13 protein-coding genes and 2 riboswitches are annotated in these 16,402 nt (G+C 59.7%); of the genes, 3 read left to right on the forward strand and 10 right to left on the reverse strand.

All coding sequences use genetic code 11. The features are described from left to right. Positions 1-4 precede the first annotated feature (4 nt). The 4 genes from thiB to QE435_RS13220 all read right to left on the reverse strand — a co-directional run bounded on the left by thiB (position 5) and on the right by QE435_RS13220 (position 4,181). The gene (gene thiB / locus QE435_RS13205; protein ID WP_349041653.1) at positions 5-1,018 is read right to left on the reverse strand and encodes a thiamine ABC transporter substrate binding subunit; all 1,014 of its coding nucleotides are present in this window, start codon (positions 1,016-1,018) and stop codon (positions 5-7) included. Between the two features lie 38 nt (positions 1,019-1,056). Next, a riboswitch (TPP riboswitch) is annotated at positions 1,057-1,164 on the reverse strand. 45 nt (positions 1,165-1,209) lie between these two features. Beyond that, positions 1,210-1,602, reverse strand: a complete 393-nt coding sequence (locus QE435_RS13210) for a VOC family protein (RefSeq protein WP_349041654.1) — start codon at positions 1,600-1,602, stop codon at positions 1,210-1,212. Between the two features lie 97 nt (positions 1,603-1,699). Continuing rightward, positions 1,700-3,526, reverse strand: coding sequence for an ABC-F family ATP-binding cassette domain-containing protein (locus QE435_RS13215; protein WP_349041655.1), 1,827 nt, complete (start codon positions 3,524-3,526; stop codon positions 1,700-1,702). 4 nt (positions 3,527-3,530) lie between these two features. After that, positions 3,531-4,181, reverse strand: a complete 651-nt coding sequence (locus QE435_RS13220; RefSeq protein ID WP_349041656.1) for a thiamine diphosphokinase — start codon at positions 4,179-4,181, stop codon at positions 3,531-3,533. A 90-nt stretch (positions 4,182-4,271) separates the two neighbouring features. Further along, positions 4,272-4,348: riboswitch (SAM riboswitch) on the forward strand. A 62-nt stretch (positions 4,349-4,410) separates the two neighbouring features. Between QE435_RS13220 and metA the strand changes: the two genes are divergently transcribed. Beyond that, complete coding sequence (metA, locus tag QE435_RS13225) at positions 4,411-5,391, forward strand: homoserine O-succinyltransferase (protein ID WP_349041657.1); 981 nt, start codon at positions 4,411-4,413, stop codon at positions 5,389-5,391. A gap of 43 nt (positions 5,392-5,434) precedes the next feature. Then, a complete protein-coding gene (locus QE435_RS13230) occupies positions 5,435-6,460 on the forward strand; it encodes an aldose epimerase family protein (RefSeq protein WP_349041658.1) in 1,026 nt (341 codons plus the stop codon). 6 nt (positions 6,461-6,466) lie between these two features. Here the strand turns inward: QE435_RS13230 and mtgA are convergent, their stop codons facing one another. Next, positions 6,467-7,114 carry a monofunctional biosynthetic peptidoglycan transglycosylase gene (mtgA, locus tag QE435_RS13235; RefSeq protein WP_306934927.1) on the reverse strand — a complete coding sequence of 216 codons (648 nt, stop codon included), beginning with the start codon at positions 7,112-7,114 and terminating at the stop codon, positions 6,467-6,469. 427 nt (positions 7,115-7,541) lie between these two features. Between mtgA and QE435_RS13240 the strand changes: the two genes are divergently transcribed. Beyond that, positions 7,542-8,441 (forward strand): polyprenyl synthetase family protein, encoded by a 900-nt coding sequence (locus QE435_RS13240; protein WP_349041659.1) that lies wholly within the window; start codon positions 7,542-7,544, stop codon positions 8,439-8,441. Between the two features lie 97 nt (positions 8,442-8,538). Here QE435_RS13240 and QE435_RS13245 read toward each other — a convergent pair whose 3' ends face one another. The 5 genes from QE435_RS13245 to pyc form a co-directional block, all read right to left on the reverse strand. Then, positions 8,539-9,201: an OmpA family protein gene (locus tag QE435_RS13245; RefSeq protein ID WP_306934595.1), complete on the reverse strand. Its 663-nt coding sequence runs from the start codon at positions 9,199-9,201 to the stop codon at positions 8,539-8,541. A 68-nt stretch (positions 9,202-9,269) separates the two neighbouring features. Continuing rightward, positions 9,270-10,520 carry a flavodoxin-dependent (E)-4-hydroxy-3-methylbut-2-enyl-diphosphate synthase gene (gene ispG / locus QE435_RS13250; RefSeq protein ID WP_309771954.1) on the reverse strand — a complete coding sequence of 417 codons (1,251 nt, stop codon included), beginning with the start codon at positions 10,518-10,520 and terminating at the stop codon, positions 9,270-9,272. A gap of 196 nt (positions 10,521-10,716) precedes the next feature. After that, the gene (locus tag QE435_RS13255) at positions 10,717-11,904 is read right to left on the reverse strand and encodes an MFS transporter (protein WP_349041660.1); all 1,188 of its coding nucleotides are present in this window, start codon (positions 11,902-11,904) and stop codon (positions 10,717-10,719) included. Then, positions 11,901-12,725 carry a DeoR/GlpR family DNA-binding transcription regulator gene (locus QE435_RS13260; RefSeq protein ID WP_349041661.1) on the reverse strand — a complete coding sequence of 275 codons (825 nt, stop codon included), beginning with the start codon at positions 12,723-12,725 and terminating at the stop codon, positions 11,901-11,903. The genes QE435_RS13255 and QE435_RS13260 overlap by 4 nt, the downstream gene beginning before the upstream one ends. 113 nt (positions 12,726-12,838) lie before the next feature. After that, positions 12,839-16,300 (reverse strand): pyruvate carboxylase, encoded by a 3,462-nt coding sequence (gene pyc, locus QE435_RS13265; RefSeq protein ID WP_349041662.1) that lies wholly within the window; start codon positions 16,298-16,300, stop codon positions 12,839-12,841. Positions 16,301-16,402 lie beyond the last annotated feature (102 nt).

Raw genomic sequence — 16,402 nt, forward strand, 5'->3', positions numbered from 1 at the left:
GATATTACTTCACACTCATCGCGGTCAGCCACTCATCGATCCAGGCCTTACGGTTCTTCGCCACCTCTTCCGGCGACATCAGGAAGGTCTTGGTCGGCTGGACCAGCTTGTTGAAGGCATCCGGCAGCGGCTGCGACGTAGCGGTGACCGGCATCATCCAGTTGTTTTCCGGAATGGCATCCTGGAAACCAGGGGTCAGGATGAAGGCAAGGAACTTTTTGCCCAGCTCCTTCTCCGGCGCGTTCTTCAACAGACCGGCGACTTCGATCTGAATGTAATGGCCTTCCTCGAAGCTTGCAGCCTGATAGCGCTCGCTGTGCTCGGACACCATGTGATAGGCGGGCGACGTGGTATAGGAGAGCACCATCGGCACTTCGCCCTTGGTGAAGAGGCCATAGGATTCCGACCAGCCGGGGGTCACCGTCAAAACGCGATCCTTGAGCTTTGCCCAGGCTTTCGGCGCCTTGTCGCCATAGACCGACTTGACCCAGAGCAGCAGGCCGAGGCCCGGCGTCGAGGTCCTTGGATCTTGAATGGCGATCTTCTGCGACGGGTCGCCCTCAACCAGTTCCTTCAGGCTCTTTGGCGGGTTCTTCAGCGTCTGGGTGTCATAGACGACGGCGAAGTGCCCGTAATCATAGGGAACGAAGACATCGTCCTTGAAGCCACCGGGAACCTTGGCCGCGGAGGCATCGATGCCCGATGCTTCGAAAAGCCCGGTGTCTTTAGCTTCGGCAATAAGATTGGTGTCGAGACCGACCACGACATCCGCCTTGGAGCCGGCACCTTCCAGCTTCAGGCGGTTGAGCAGCGCCACACCATCGGCGACGCCGACGAAATTGACGGTGCAATCGCAGGTCTTCTCGAACGCCGCCTTGACCTTGGGGCCTGGACCCCATTCGGAGACGAAGCTTTCATAGGTGTAGACGGTGAGAACCTTCTTGTCCTGCGCAGCACCAAGGCTCGGCAGGAGGAAGGATGCGGCGACGAGGCCGGACAGCAGAAAACGACGATACATCAGACACCTTCTCGAATGGGTTACGGGAATAGGCGTCTGGATGGAAGCCGTCTAATCCCTCCGCCGGTGTTAACCGGATCAGGTTCTTCGGGTTGGCTAAAGCCTCTCAGCCTCGTCTTTCCGACAAAGCACCCCGTTAGAGCGAGAAAAGATGTAATGACACAATCGGTTATTGGCAAGACGGCAAGCGCCTATGCTTGCTCCGTCATGTAAACCAGTTCCCATACATGGCCATCGGGATCCTGAAAGCTTGCGGCATACATGAAGCCATGATCCTGCACCGGTTTCCACTCGCGCCCACCGGAGGACAGCGCCGTCTTTAGCATGCTGTCGATCTCCTGACGGCTGGACGCCGAGAGACAGGTCAGCACTTCCGTGCTGCTCTTCGCATCGGCGATCTCGCCATTGATGAAATCGCGGAAGCGCTCTTCCTGAAGCAGCATGACGAAGATGTTCTTCTCGACGATCATGCACAGCGTTCGCTCATCCGAATATTCCGGATTGAAGCTGAAGCCGAGCGCGGTGAAGAAGGCTTTCGATATCTCGATATTCTTCACCGGCAAATTGACGAAGATCATACGCATGGGCTGGCTCCTCCCTGTTGGAGCAAAGCAAAGCCCATATTCACGCACCTGTCAAAGACGGCGCTAAAATGAAGCGTATTCCTTGACGGAAAGCGCCCTAGCCTTCCATCTCTTCGCGCAGCATCTCAAGCTCTAGCCACTCTTCTTCCATGGCCTCAAGCTTCTCACGCAGCTTCGCCATCTCGTCTGCCAGCTTGTTGAAGCCGCCGGGGTCCTTGGCGAAAAGTTGCGGATCGGCCATGCGCTCTTCGCGCTTGGCAATTTCGCCTTGAAGCTTTTCCATTTCCTTCGGCAGGTTTTCGAGCGCGAATTTCTGCTTGAAGGAAAGCTTGCCCCTGGCCTTGGCAGGCTCGGCACTGGTCGCGGCGCTTGCCGAGGCCTTGGCCTTTTCCTGCTTTTCCGAACGCTTCTTGTCTTCTGCCGCACCCTTGCGCTGCGCCATCATGTCGGAATAGCCGCCTGCATATTCAATCCAGCGTCCGTCCGGCGCATCCGGATTGGCAGGCGCGATCGTCGAGGTCACCGTACGATCGAGAAAGTCGCGATCGTGGCTGACGAGGATGACGGTGCCTGAGAAGCTTGCGACGATCTCCTGAAGCAGATCCAGGGTCTCGATGTCGAGATCGTTCGTCGGCTCATCGAGGATCAGTAGGTTGGTCGGTCTTGCCAGGATCCGCGCCAGAATGAGACGCGCGCGCTCACCACCGGACAGATTGCGAATCGGCGTACGGGCCTGTTCCGGCTGGAACAGGAAGTCCTTCATATAGCCGGTCACATGCTTCTGCTCGCCATTGACCAGCAGGCTTTCGCCACGACCATCGGTCAGGTAATGCGCCAGCGTATCGTTCGGATTGAGGTCCTCGCGCTTCTGGTCGAGTGTCGCGATTTCCAGATTGGTGCCGAGCTTCACCGTGCCGCTGTCGGGTGCCAACTCTCCGGTCAGCATCTTGAGAAGCGTGGTCTTGCCAGCACCATTTGGGCCAACAAGGCCGATGCAGTCGCCGCGATGCACGCGCAGCGAAAAAGGGGCGACGATGGTGCGATCGCCATAAGCCTTGGTGATGGCTTCCGCCTCGATGACCAGCTTGCCGGATTCGCGCGCTTCGACTGCGGTTGCCTGCACGGTGCCCTGCGGACCCTTATGTCCGCGATAGGCGGCGCGCATGTCGCGCAGCTCTCCCACGCGGCGCATGTTGCGCTTGCGGCGTGCCGTCACGCCATAACGCATCCAGTGCTCTTCGCGCTCGATGGCCTTGCCAAGCTTGTGCTGTTCCAGCTCTTCCTCTTCCAGCACCTTGTCGCGCCATTCCTCGAAATGGCCGAAGCCGCGATTGAGACGGCGCGACTGGCCGCGGTCGAGCCAGACGGTGGCGGTCGAGACCTTTTCGAGGAAACGACGGTCATGCGAAATGAGGACAAGCGCGCTTCGCGTCTGCTGCAATTCGCTTTCCAGCCATTCGATGGTCGGCAGGTCGAGATGGTTGGTCGGCTCGTCCAGCATGAGAATGTCCGGCTCCGGCGCCATGACCCGCGCCAAGGCCGCGCGACGCGCTTCACCGCCCGACAGGCTTGCTGGATTTTCCTGGCCGGTCAGACCGAGATGTTCGAGAATATAGCTGACGCGATAGGGATCGTCGCCTGGTCCAAGACCGGATTCGGCATAGGCCTGCACGGTGTCGTAAGCGCCGAAATCCGGCGCCTGCTCCAGATAACGGATCGTCGCGGAGGGATGACGAAAAACCTCGCCCGATTGCGCTTCGACCAGGCCGGCGGCGATCTTCATCAGCGTCGATTTGCCCGACCCGTTGCGGCCGACGAGGCAGATACGGTCGCCCGGCTCCACCTGTAAGTTGGCGCCATCCAGAAGGGGCGTCACGCCAAAGGTCAGCTTGATATCGTCGAGTTTCAGAATGGGGGGTGCCAAGGCATCAGGCTCCGGTTAGATCGTAAGGACGGGCAAGCACGATGGCCTTGCCGCTTTTGAGGCGAAGGCGAATGTCACCCTCAGCCACGTTGGACATAGTGCGCGACGAGCCGAAGGCAAGCGCAAAATCGTTGAGAGGGTAGCGGGCATTCTCGATGTCGAGGCCGGAAAGGACTGTAAAACCGGCGACGGAAAATAGCGAGCCGCGCGGCAAATCGAGCACGAGTTCACCTTCAAGCAACGGGAACGCTTCCTCGTTGCCGGAAGTCAGCGTTACCTTGAAGCCGCGCTCGGCCAGCGCTACAGCATAGAGCAGATGAAACTGCGCATGGTCGGATCGCTCGCCTGCAAGCGCGCCGACCAGCGTCAATCGTTTCGCACCCCGCGCCAAAGCCTCGGAAACGGCAATCTCGCCATCGGTCTCACCCTTGGCGGCGGGAAAAGGTTGCTGCGGCACATCTGGCCATTCGTCGACAAGCGCTGCATCGGCAGAGTCGAAATCACCCACCCAAAGCTCAGGCTTCAGACCAAGTGGCTTGGCATGTTTCATGCCGCTGTCTGCGGCAATCACACGCGATCCTGCAACCGCCTTGTGCAGGCGATCCGTCACGACAATATCGCCGCCCAGCAGAATGGTGAAATGATCCGATGTCATGCCCTGCCTTATCGCGAAACATCCCCTCAAGGAAAGGCGGAAACGCCCAGAAGGGCGGCGATATTGATTTTTCGGCCAGAGAGGATTATGACAGCCGCCAGTGGTGATTTGCCGACCGGCTTGCAGCCACTTTAAAGAAGTCGCTAAAGGGTCGAGGAAACAGGCAATTTCCGAGGACCGGTCGCGATTTCGCTGCCGGTTTTTTTGTTTTTGGACGTGAGAGTTCGCAATGCCCATCAAGATCCCCGATACGCTGCCCGCCTTCGAAACCCTGGTGAATGAGGGTGTGCGGGTGATGACCGAGACCGTGGCGATCCGTCAGGATATCCGCCCGCTGCAGATCGGGCTCCTGAACCTCATGCCGAACAAGATCAAGACCGAAATCCAGATGGCCCGACTCGTCGGCGCCTCGCCGCTTCAGGTGGAGCTGTCACTGGTGCGCATTGGCGGACACCGCGCCAAGAACACGCCGGAAGAACATCTGCTTTCCTTCTACGAGACGTGGGAAGAGGTGCGCCACCGCAAGTTCGACGGCTTCATCATCACCGGCGCACCGGTGGAAACGCTGGCCTATGAGGACGTGACCTACTGGGACGAGATGAAGAAGATCTTCGACTGGACGGAGACCAACGTCCACTCGACGCTGAATGTCTGCTGGGGTGCGATGGCGGCAATCTACCACTTCCATGGCGTGCCGAAGCACGAATTGAAAGAGAAGGCCTTCGGCGTCTATCGCCACCGCAATCTCTGCCCCGCCTCCATCTATCTGAACGGCTTCTCCGACGACTTCCAGGTGCCGGTGTCCCGCTGGACGGAAGTGCGCCGCGCCGATATCGAGAAGCATCCCGACCTGGAAATCCTGATGGAATCCGAGGAAATGGGCGTGTGCCTGGTGCATGAGAAGCGCGGCAAGCGCCTCTACATGTTCAACCATGTGGAATATGATTCCACGTCGCTCGGAGACGAATATTTCCGCGACGTGAATTCCGGCGTGCCAATCAAGCTGCCGCATGACTACTTCCCGCATAACGACCCGGCGCTGACGCCGCTCAACCGCTGGCGCAGCCATGCCCATCTGTTCTTCGGCAACTGGATCAACGAGATCTACCAGACGACACCTTACGAACTCGCCGAGATCGGCAAAGACGACCGGCTGATCAAGAGCCGTGACGAATTTGACATTGCGGCGTTGCGCCAGACGCTAAAATGACGCAACGTCCCGCACAAATCGCAAGCGATAGGGAGCATTCGGGATGAGCGAAGCAGGCGCACGGGAGAATTTCGGCTTTACGGCAACCGGCGAAAAGGTCGAGCGGGTAACGATTTCCGCTGGCGGCCTGACCGCCAAGGTGATGACCTGGGGTGCGGTCATCCAGGATCTGCGCCTTGAGGGTCATCAGCCGCCGTTGGTGCTCGGCTTCGATGGTTTTGACGACTACCCGAAATACTCCTCCTACTTCGGCGCTACGCCGGGCCGAAACGCCAATCGCATCGGTGGCGGTACGTTCTCCATCGACGGCAAGGACTACCAACTCGAGCTCAACGAAAAGGGCATCAGCCATCTCCATGGCGGCAGCGATGGCACGGGCAAGCGCAACTGGCTGATCATGGAACATGGGCCAAGCCACGTCGTGCTGCAGATCATCGATCCGAACGGCCGCGCTGGCTATCCCGGCAATTGCACGATAACGGCAACTTACACGATCCGCGAAGGCGGCGTGCTTTCTGTCTTGTATGAGACGACGACCGACCTGCCGACCATCGCCAATGTCTGCCAGCACTCCTATTTCAATCTCGATGGTGCTGAAACCGCACTCGATCACCAGATTGAAATCGCCGCCGATCATTATCTACCGACCGATGAGCGCCAGATTCCAACCGGTGAAATCCGTGCCGTTTCCGGTACCGTCTTCGACCTGCGTGAGCCGACGCCGATGAGCCGAAAGGACGACCAAGGCGAACAGGTGCTTTACGACCACAATTTCTGCCTCTCCGCAGAGCGTGTGGCCAAGCGCAAAGTCGCCCGCGTCCATGCGCCGGCCTCCGGCATTTCGCTCGAAGTTCACACCACCGAACCCGGCGTGCAGTTCTATTCCGGCTTCAAGCTGAACACCGCCGTCCCCGGTCATGACGGCCGCCACTACGGCCCCTTTGCCGGCTTCTGCCTGGAAACCCAGATCTGGCCGGACGCCGTCAACCACGAAGGCTTCCCCAAGGCCATCCTTCGCCCTGGCGAAACGCTGCGGCAAGAAACGGATTACATCTTTACCAAGGGGTGAGGTGGTTCAGTCCAGTACGCATCCGACATAAGCGCCGGAGCCTCTGGCCCGGCGCTCGATCAGCCCCGCAAGGCGCTGCATACCGCGGCCGGGCTTGCTGGCATTGCGATCGATCGGGTTTGGCAAGGATACGGCGAGAAGCGCGGCCTGACGGGCTGTCAGCTTGGAAGCGGGCACCTTGAAATGGTATTGCGCTGCGGCCTCGATACCGTAGATGCCCGGGCCCCATTCGGCGATATTGAGATAAATCTCCATCATCCGCTTCTTCGACCAGACGAAGTCGGAGAAAAGTGCAAGCGGAAGCTCCAGCCCTTTGCGGATAAGGGATCGGCCGTTCCAGAGAAAGAGATTCTTGGCGGTCTGCATCGGAATGGTGCTGGCCCCACGTGTGGCCTCACCTTCCAATGCGTCGTTGACGACATCCTGCATCTGGTTCCAGTCGACGCCATGATGGAAGCAGAATTGGCCGTCTTCCGACATCATGACCGACTGGATCAGACGGGGCGAAATGTCTTCAAGCGGCACCCACTGCCGGTCATAGCCCTGAAACGTCACCAGATCGGCAAGCATCAGCGTCGAGACGGGGCGAATGAAGGGAAGCGCATAAACAGGGATCAGCAGATAGGGCAGGATCAGCAAAGCGAGCACGAACATGCCGACGCGTTTGGCAAGGTTCTTGATATCCACCTTCGGCCTGCTCTCCTCGTCGGGAAGCGCTTCGTACTCCCTATCGCTTTCCGGCGTACTGCTCACATCCCGTCCCCGCTCGTTCAGATCAAGCCTTTCATATTCCGCTTGCACCATCAAGGCTACTCACGATGATGAAGTTCCATACCAAAGATCACTGATGATGATCCATGCGATGGCTTGGAAACGGTCATCCGGGTAGGAGAAACCGCAGAGCGATGTCTGTGCATCGGTCGAGGATTTCGACGCCCTCCGGTGGCCGATTTCCAGGCCAAGGCGTCGGCGCCGGTCGAATGGGTCATCATCAGTGATCTTTGGTATTATGGTTTAACAAAACATTTGCCAGCCCTTTTTACCCATGCCAAACAGCCGCGAGACGGAAGGAAGCGGTGCCATGACATTCGAAACCAGGCTGCGCGATAACGCGGCAAGCACGGAAAAACTGCTGGCAGAGCTTCTGACGGGCACGGTCGGTGACGACGAGATCGCCCGGCCCGCAAACCTGCTGGACGCCATGCGCCATGGCGTGCTGAATGGCGGCAAGCGCCTGCGGCCTTTCCTTGTCATCGAAACCGCGCGGCTTCTCGGTGGAAACGAAGCTGCCGCCCTGCGTGTGGGTGCCGCACTGGAATGCCTTCACTGCTATTCGCTGGTGCATGACGATCTTCCCGCCATGGACGACGACGACCTGCGCCGCGGCCAGCCGACGGTGCACAAGAAGTTCGACGAGGCGACCGCGATTCTTGCGGGAGATAGCCTGCTGACACTCGCCTTCGATATCATCGCGGCTCCCGAAACACCGCTAACCGGCGACCAGAAGACGGCACTCGTGCTGGCACTTTCCCGCGCCGCCGGCATTGGCGGCATGGCAGGCGGTCAGGCGCTCGATCTGGCGGCGGAAAAACGGGCACCGGACGAGCAAGGTATCGTGACATTGCAGGCTATGAAAACCGGCGCGCTTCTGCGCTTCGCCTGCGAGGCCGGTGCGATCATTGCCGGAAACGATGCGTCCCACCGGCAGACGCTGCGAAGCTTCGGAGAAAAGATCGGCCTCGCCTTCCAGCTTGCCGACGATCTCCTCGATCTCACCTCCGATGCCGCCACCATGGGCAAGGCAACCGGCAAGGATGCCGCCCGCGGCAAGGGCACGCTGGTGGCTCTGCGCGGTGAAGACTGGGCGCGGATGAAACTTCAGGAGCAGGTGCGCGATGCCGCAAACCTGCTTTCTCCCTATGGAGAGAAGGCAGATATTCTGGTACAGGCGGCCCGCTTCATTGCTGAGCGGAAGAGTTGAAAGCGCAAGCGCCTCTCACGCTTGCCCAACAACAAAAAGGGCCGCCGAAGCAGCCCTTTTCTAAAATCCGATAGGCGCGATTGCCTTTTAGTGCGTTTTAGCCGTTCTGCGTCAGCGGCGAGATCAGCACTTCCACGCGGCGGTTCTGGGCGCGGCCATCCGGCGTTGCGTTGGATGCCACCGGCTGCGATGGGCCGAAGCCCATGGTGGACATGCGGCGCTGATCGACACCCTGGCTTGCGAGATAATTGGCAACCGAGGCAGCGCGGCGCTGCGACAGGAGCTGGTTATGGTTCAGGCTGCCGGTGGAGTCGGTGTAGCCGTTGACGTCGATATAGGTCTTGTTGAACTTGTTCAGAACGATCGCGACCGAATTCAGCGTCGGGTAGAATGGCGGGATCACCTGATCCTGATCCGTCGCGAAGGTGATGTTGGACGGCATGTTAAGAACGATGCTGTCGCCACGACGGGTGACGGAGACGCCGGTGCCCTGCAACTGCTGGCGAAGCTCGGCTTCCTGATTGTCCATATAGCCGCCGATCGCACCGCCGGCGAGCGCGCCGATACCGGCACCGATCAGCGCGTTGCGGCCCTTATTGCCACCGCCGATCGCCAGACCGCCGACTGCACCGGCCAGCGCGCCAAGACCCGCACCGCCCGCCATATTGGAGACCTTCTGCTCACCCGTGTAGGGATCGGTCGTGGTGCAGGCGGAAAGGTAAGTTGCGGCAAGCGCAAGAACAGCAAACTTCTTGATCATTGGAAATCATTGCTCCGTGAGTTTCTGGAGGTAAAACACAGCGATTCGGGCATTTTCACGGTCGAGACTCACTCCGCCGCGTCCTTTTGGCCAAAACGTTTTTCGATATAGTCGGTCACCAGTGCCTCGAAGTCCGAGGCGATGTTCGGACCGCGCAAGGTCAGCGCCTTTTCGCCATCAATGAAGACGGGTGCCGCAGGGCTCTCGCCCGTTCCAGGCAGCGAAATACCGATATCCGCATGCTTGCTCTCGCCCGGACCATTGACGATGCAGCCCATGACGGCAACGTTCAGCGCTTCGACGCCCGGATATTTCTCACGCCAGACCGGCATGTTCTTGCGAATATCGTTTTGAATGTTCTGCGCCAGCTCCTGGAAAACCGTCGACGTCGTGCGTCCACATCCCGGACATGCCGCGACCACCGGAATGAACTGGCGAAAGCCCATAACCTGTAGAAGCTCCTGCGCCACCTGCACTTCGCGGGTGCGGTCGCCATTCGGCTCCGGTGTCAGCGATACGCGGATCGTATCACCGATGCCATGCTGGAGTACGTAGCCCATGGCAGCCGAAGAGGCGACGATGCCCTTCGAGCCCATGCCTGCCTCGGTGAGGCCGAGATGCAGCGCGTGGTCGGAGCGCTCCGACAGCATCGAGTAGACCGCGATCAGGTCCTGCACCTGGCTTACCTTGGCGGACAGAATGATGCGGTTGCGCGGCAGGCCGATCTCTTCGGCAAGCTCGGCGGAAATCAGCGCCGATTGAACGATGGCTTCGCGCGTCACCTGACGGGCGGACAGCGGAAAGCCCTCTTCCTTGTTCTTGTCCATCAGGCTGGTGAGCAGTTCCTGATCGAGCGATCCCCAGTTGACGCCGATGCGCACCGGCTTGTCGTAGCGGATCGCCATCTCGATGATATCGCCGAACTGCTTGTCCTTCTTGTCCTTGAAACCGACATTGCCGGGATTGATGCGGTACTTCGCCAAAGCCTCGGCGCAAGCCGGATGATCGGCGAGCAGCTTATGCCCGATATAGTGAAAGTCACCGACAAGCGGCACGTCCATGCCAAGCCGCAGCAGACGGTCGCGGATTTTCGGAACGGCAGCAGCGCTCTCATCGCGGTCCACGGTAATGCGGACGATTTCAGAACCGGCCCGATGGAGGGCTGCAACCTGCTGGACCGTCGCATCGATATCGGCGGTATCCGTATTGGTCATGGATTGCACGACGACCGGAGCACCGCCACCGACGATAACGCCACCCACATCGACGGCAACAGAGGCGCGGCGTGGCTTGGGATCGTAGTCGGCGTGTGCGTTCATCATGGTCTCTGCAACTGCGGTAAGGGTCATCATTCAGGTGGATCAAGGCGGGCGCCTTGTCAACATCGAAGCAGTCAACTGGTAGTTTACTGCAATCGTGGCGAAATTCGAGCCTGTCTGCCAGCTTACCAAAACGAAAGCGCTTCCATTGGCAATGGAAGCACTTTGATCAAACGGAGCACGCAAAGGTTGGGCTTTAATGCCCGCTCGCACCATCGGCATGACGAGCAAGCCTGGAGAGCAGCAGCACGACCACGTGCAGAAGCGGAATGAACAGGAACACTGTCGCAAGGCCGGTATGTTCCGCAATGAAGCCGATCGCCGATGGCGCGACCAGAATGCCGGAATAGCCCATGGTGGTAACGACAGACAGACCGATCCCCGGTGCCAGCCCAGGCATGTTGCCGGCAGCGGAAAAGGCAATCGGCACCATGTTGGAAATGCCGATACCGGCAATGGCAAAGCCGATAATGGCGATGAAGGCGTCTCCGGCAGCGCCAGCGATCAGAAGACCGACGATCGACATAGCCGAGCAGACTTGCAATGTGCGCACCGCCCCCAACCGTTCGCGCACCAGGTCGCCGGCAAAGCGCATGACCGCCATGGTCAGCGAGAAGGCGGCGAAGGCAAAGCCCGAAACGGCAACGGATGCACCAAGCTCGTTGCGCAGATAAAGCGCACCCCAATCGAGAACCGCACCCTCCGGCACCATGGAGAACAGCGCCATCAGGCCGATGATCCAGGGCAGCGGCGTGAGCGGCAAACGACCCTTCGGCCGTTCTTCTTCAGGATGCGGACGATCCACCATGACCCGTGGCCAGGCAATCGCAAGAAGTGCCGCAGCAATGATGGTAAGGGCAACCGCATGGCCATAAATGCCGATCTTGGTGATCAGCAGGCCGCCGAGGCCCGCGCCGATCAGACCGCCGAGGCTCCAGAAGGCATGGCATGACGACATGATGGCGCGACGCATGCCGCGCTCCACCACAACCGCATTGGCATTCATCGCCACATCCATCGCCCCCGTCAGACCGCCAAAGAGGAAGACGTTGATGACACCCGCCCAGACGGTGTTGGACAGGGTGATGAGAAGCAGTGTGGGCACGAAGATGGCAGCGCAGAACAGCACCACCGTGCGTGATCCGACACGCGCGATCTGCGAACCGGCCACCGGCATGCAGGCAAGAGAGCCGAGACCGAAGACGAGAATAACGAGGCCGAGTTCGCCTTCGCTCAAGGCAAGGCGCTTGGCAAATTCCGGGATCATCGGCGCCCAGGAACCCATCATGAAACCGTTCATCAGGAACAGCAGGGACACGCCAAACCGGGTTCTCGTCATATAGGGGGTGCGGACCGTGGAAGCGGTCGTTGGGGAGCCGGTCATGCGGGCTGGTCCTTCGGTGAGTATGGCTGGGAAGGCGTACGGGGATCGAGTCCGGCAACATGAATATCGAGCTTTTGTCTCCGGAGATCGCGAACGAAAGCCTCTTCCGCATCGCCTTCCAGAACAAGGGTCAGATCGGGGCTGAGCGGCGCCACATGGAAGGCAGCCCCGGCACCCAGTTTCTCGCTGGTGATGGCGGCCAGCGTTCTCGCACTCGCCTTGCAGGCCAGCCGCTTGAAGATCGCATCCTGATAGATATCGGCAGACAGCCCGCCATCAGTCGTCATGCCGCAGACACCGAGGATGCAGAGGTCGGGCCGCATCTCTTGCAGCTGCGAAATCGCCGTCGTGTCGATGGCGGCACCGACGGCGGGATCGATCCGTCCGCCGATCACGATCAATTCGAGATCGCTACGACCTGAGAGTTCGGAGGCGATAATGGGTGTATTGGTGATAACGGTGAGCTTCGCGCTCTCCGGCAGATGGCGGGCGATGGCAAGATTGGTGGAGCCGGCGTCGAGAAAGATCGTTATCCCCGATGCGATGCGGGACGCTGCCGCTCGGCCGAGGGCATCTTTGCGGTCCCGCCTATCCGCCACGCGATGGCTGAGAGGAACGGTGTTGCCGCCGGAGATCAGCGCTCCTCCATAGACGCGCTCGCAGAGGCCACGCGCCGCCATATCCCGAAGGTCGCGCCGGATCGTGTCTTCCGAGACATCGAAAGCCTGGGCGAGATCCTGCGCAAGAACGCGGCCCTTGTTCTGAAGCTCGGTGAAGATGAGCGTCTGACGCTCGCTGACAAAGTGATCGATCTTGGACATTCGGCATCAACATGTGGAATCGTGCACAAACATGCATACATGCAGAAAGCCTTATCTACAAGCAGAAATGCCCGCACAGGGCGGGCATCCTCTTAACGCTTCATGTCGGTTCGTTACTCTGCGTAAACGACCAGCAAATCCTTGGCGTCGATCTGGTCACTTGGCCGTACGAGGACTTCAGCAATTTTGCCATCCCGCTCGGCGTGGAGAGCGGTTTCCATCTTCATCGCTTCGATCGAGACCAGAACGTCGCCCGCCTTCACATCCTGCCCGGCATTGGCGAAGACGCGGGAGATGACGCCCGGCATCGGCGCGCCGACATGAGCGGCATTGCCCGGCTCTGCCTTTCGGCGGGCAGCCGAGCCGCTGGCACCGTGCGCGCGGTTCGGCACCTTGATGCGCCGCGGCTGGCCATTGATCTCGAAGAACACGGTGACCATGCCCTTATCGTCGACGCCGGAAGATGCCTGATTGACGATGACGAGCGTCTTGCCGCGTTCGATATCGGCAAACAGCTCTTCGCCATCTTCCATGCCGTAGAAGTAAGCATGCGTCGGCAGCACCGAGACAGGACCGTAGGTTTCCGAGGCAAGTGCAAAATCGGTGAAGACCTTCGGATACATCAGATAGGAGGCAAACTCGAAATCATCGACCGTACGCTCGAGCTTGGTCTCGATTGCCTTGCGCTCAGCATCGAGATCGGCATCGTCCAGAAGCGAGCCGGGGCGAACCGTGTAAGGCTTCTCACCCTTCAATGCTTTCTTCTGCAACGCTTCGGGCCAGCCGCCCGGCGATTGACCGAGATCGCCCTTCAGCATCGAGACGACCGAATCCGGGAAGGAAACTTCCTTGTCTGGGTTTTCGACATCGGCCACCGTCAGATCCTGGCTGACCATCATCAGCGCCATGTCGCCGACGACCTTTGACGATGGCGTGACCTTGACGATATCGCCAAACATCTTGTTGGCATCGGCATAGGCCTGCGCCACTTCGTGCCAGCGGCTTTCGAGACCGAGCGAACGGGCCTGTTCCTTGAGGTTGGTGAACTGGCCACCCGGCATTTCATGCAGATAGACTTCCGATGCCGGTCCCTTGAGGTCACTTTCAAAGGCGACATACTGGTTGCGCACCGCCTCCCAATAGAAGGAGATGCGGCGGATCCACTCCGCATCGAGACCGGTGTCGCGCTCCGAACCGGCCAGAGCCTCGACGATGGAGCCAAGGCACGGCTGCGAGGTGGTGCCGGAGAAGGCATCCATTGCCGCATCGACCGCATCCACGCCCGCATCCACTGCGGCCAGGACGGTGGCCGCGGCAATGCCGGATGTATCATGCGTGTGGAAATGGATCGGCAGACTGGTTGCTTCGCGCAGCGCCTTGAACAGAACCTTGGCCGCAGCGGGCTTCAGAAGCCCCGCCATGTCCTTGACGGCGATGATGTGGGCGCCCGCCTTTTCCAGCTCGGCTGCAAGGCTTGTGTAATATTTGAGGTCGTATTTCGGACGCGCCGAATTCAGCAGGTCGCCGGTATAGCAGATCGTCGCTTCGCAGAGTTTGTTCTCTTCAGCGATCGCATCCATCGACACGCGCATATTCTCGACCCAGTTGAGGCAGTCGAAGACGCGGAAGAGATCGACGCCGCCCTTTGCCGCCTGGCGGACGAAATATTTGACGACATTGTCGGGATAGTTCTTGTAGCCGACGCCATTCGCGCCACGCAGAAGCATCTGCAAAAGCAGGTTCGGCGCGCCTTCGCGAATCAGCGCCAGACGCTCCCATGGGTCTTCGGTGAGAAAGCGCATGGAGACGTCGAAGGTCGCACCACCCCAGCATTCGAGCGACAGAAGCTGCGGCAGCGCCTTGGCATAGACGCTTGCCACGCGGGCGATGTCATGGGTGCGCACGCGCGTTGCCAGAAGCGACTGGTGACCGTCGCGCATGGTGGTGTCGGTGACGAGAACACGTTTCTCGTTGCGCATCCAGTCGGCAAAACCCTTCGGCCCCAGCCTGTCCAAAAGCTGCTTGGTTCCATCCGGCGTCGGCGCATCGATGTAGGGCACGACGGGCTTGACGGCCTTGTCGGAGGGCTTGGCGCGACCCTTGGTTTCCGGATGGCCGTTGATGGTCACATCGGCAAGATAGGTCAGAAGCTTGGTCGCACGGTCCTGACGCTTCACCTGGGCGAAAAGCTCAGGCGTCGAGTCGATGAAGCGCGTCGTGTAGGTGTTATTGCGGAAGCTCTCGTGACCGATAATGGCCTCGAGGAAGGTGAGGTTCGTCGCCACACCGCGGATGCGGAATTCGCGCAGTGCGCGGTCCATACGGCTGATCGCCTCATCCGGCTTCGGCGCCCATGCCGTGACCTTGACGAGCAGCGGATCGTAATAGCGGGTGATGACGGCGCCGCTATAGGAGGTGCCGCCATCCAGACGAATGCCGAAGCCGGACGCGGAGCGATAGGCGGTGATACGACCGTAATCGGGAATGAAGTTGTGCTCGGGATCTTCCGTAGTGATGCGGCACTGAAGCGCATGGCCGTTGAGACGGATATCCTTCTGTTCGGGAACGCCGGATTCCGGCGTGCCGATGGCAGCACCCTCAAGGATGTGGATCTGCGCCTTGACGATATCGATGCCGGTGACGACTTCGGTCACCGTGTGCTCCACCTGGATGCGCGGATTGACCTCGATGAAGTAGAATTTGCCGGTATCGGCATCCATCAGATATTCGACCGTGCCGGCACCGACGTAATTGGTCGCGGCTGCGATCTTCAGCGAATAACTGGCAAGCTCCTGGCGCTGCGCTTCGGAAAGATAGGGCGCTGGCGCGCGCTCGACCACCTTCTGGTTACGCCGCTGGATGGAGCAGTCGCGCTCGAAGAGGTGGACGACATTGCCGTGCGTATCGCCAAGAATCTGGCTTTCCACGTGGCGCGCGCGTTCCACCAGCTTTTCGAGATAGACTTCGTCCTTGCCGAAGGCGGCCTTTGCTTCGCGCTTGGCCTCGGTGACTTCCCGCGCCAGATCTTCCTTTTTGCGGATGGCGCGCATGCCGCGACCGCCGCCGCCCCAGGAGGCTTTCAGCATGACCGGATAGCCGATCTCTTCAGCCATGCGCTCCACTGCGGCAAGATCATCCGGCAGTGGTTCTGTTGCCGGAACAACCGGAACCCCAACCGAAATTGCCAGATTGCGCGCGGCCACCTTGTTGCCGAGCTGACGCATGGTTGCCGGGCGCGGGCCGATGAAGGTGATGCCCGCCGCATCGCAGGCATCGACGAATTCGGGGCTTTCCGACAGAAGGCCGTAGCCTGGATGGATGGCGTCGGCGCCGGAGAGCTTGGCAACGCGGATCACTTCCTCGATCGACAGATAGCTCTCGATCGGACCCATATCCTTGGCAAGATGCGGGCCGCGTCCCACCTGATAGCTTTCATCCGCCTTGAAGCGGTGAAGCGAGAGCTTGTCCTCTTCGGCCCAGATGGCGACCGTTTTTATACCGAGCTCGTTGGCGGCACGAAATACGCGGATTGCGATCTCCGAACGATTGGCAACGAGAATTTTCGATATCTTCAAAACGGCCTCCCAAGAACCTAGACGAGCAATCCATCATGCTGCACCGCGAAATTAAGCAGCAAAATTAGATGTTGGAAAGGGCGATTTTCGTGATCTCCGTTC

Source organism: Agrobacterium sp. SORGH_AS 787 (assembly GCF_030819035.1).
Lineage (GTDB): Bacteria > Pseudomonadota > Alphaproteobacteria > Rhizobiales > Rhizobiaceae > Agrobacterium > Agrobacterium larrymoorei_B.

Bases quoted from the DNA above. Each gene is read 5' to 3' on its own strand.
- thiB (WP_349041653.1), bottom strand. From the start codon at position 1,018: ATGTATCGTCGTTTTCTGCTGTCCGGCCTCGTCGCCGCATCCTTCCTC.
- QE435_RS13210 (WP_349041654.1), bottom strand. From the start codon at position 1,602: ATGCGTATGATCTTCGTCAATTTGCCGGTGAAGAATATCGAGATATCG.
- QE435_RS13220 (WP_349041656.1), bottom strand. From the start codon at position 4,181: ATGACATCGGATCATTTCACCATTCTGCTGGGCGGCGATATTGTCGTG.
- metA (WP_349041657.1), top strand. From the start codon at position 4,411: ATGCCCATCAAGATCCCCGATACGCTGCCCGCCTTCGAAACCCTGGTG.
- QE435_RS13230 (WP_349041658.1), top strand. From the start codon at position 5,435: ATGAGCGAAGCAGGCGCACGGGAGAATTTCGGCTTTACGGCAACCGGC.
- mtgA (WP_306934927.1), bottom strand. From the start codon at position 7,114: ATGTTCGTGCTCGCTTTGCTGATCCTGCCCTATCTGCTGATCCCTGTT.
- QE435_RS13240 (WP_349041659.1), top strand. From the start codon at position 7,542: ATGACATTCGAAACCAGGCTGCGCGATAACGCGGCAAGCACGGAAAAA.
- QE435_RS13245 (WP_306934595.1), bottom strand. From the start codon at position 9,201: ATGATCAAGAAGTTTGCTGTTCTTGCGCTTGCCGCAACTTACCTTTCC.
- ispG (WP_309771954.1), bottom strand. From the start codon at position 10,520: ATGAACGCACACGCCGACTACGATCCCAAGCCACGCCGCGCCTCTGTT.
- QE435_RS13255 (WP_349041660.1), bottom strand. From the start codon at position 11,904: ATGACCGGCTCCCCAACGACCGCTTCCACGGTCCGCACCCCCTATATG.
- QE435_RS13260 (WP_349041661.1), bottom strand. From the start codon at position 12,725: ATGTCCAAGATCGATCACTTTGTCAGCGAGCGTCAGACGCTCATCTTC.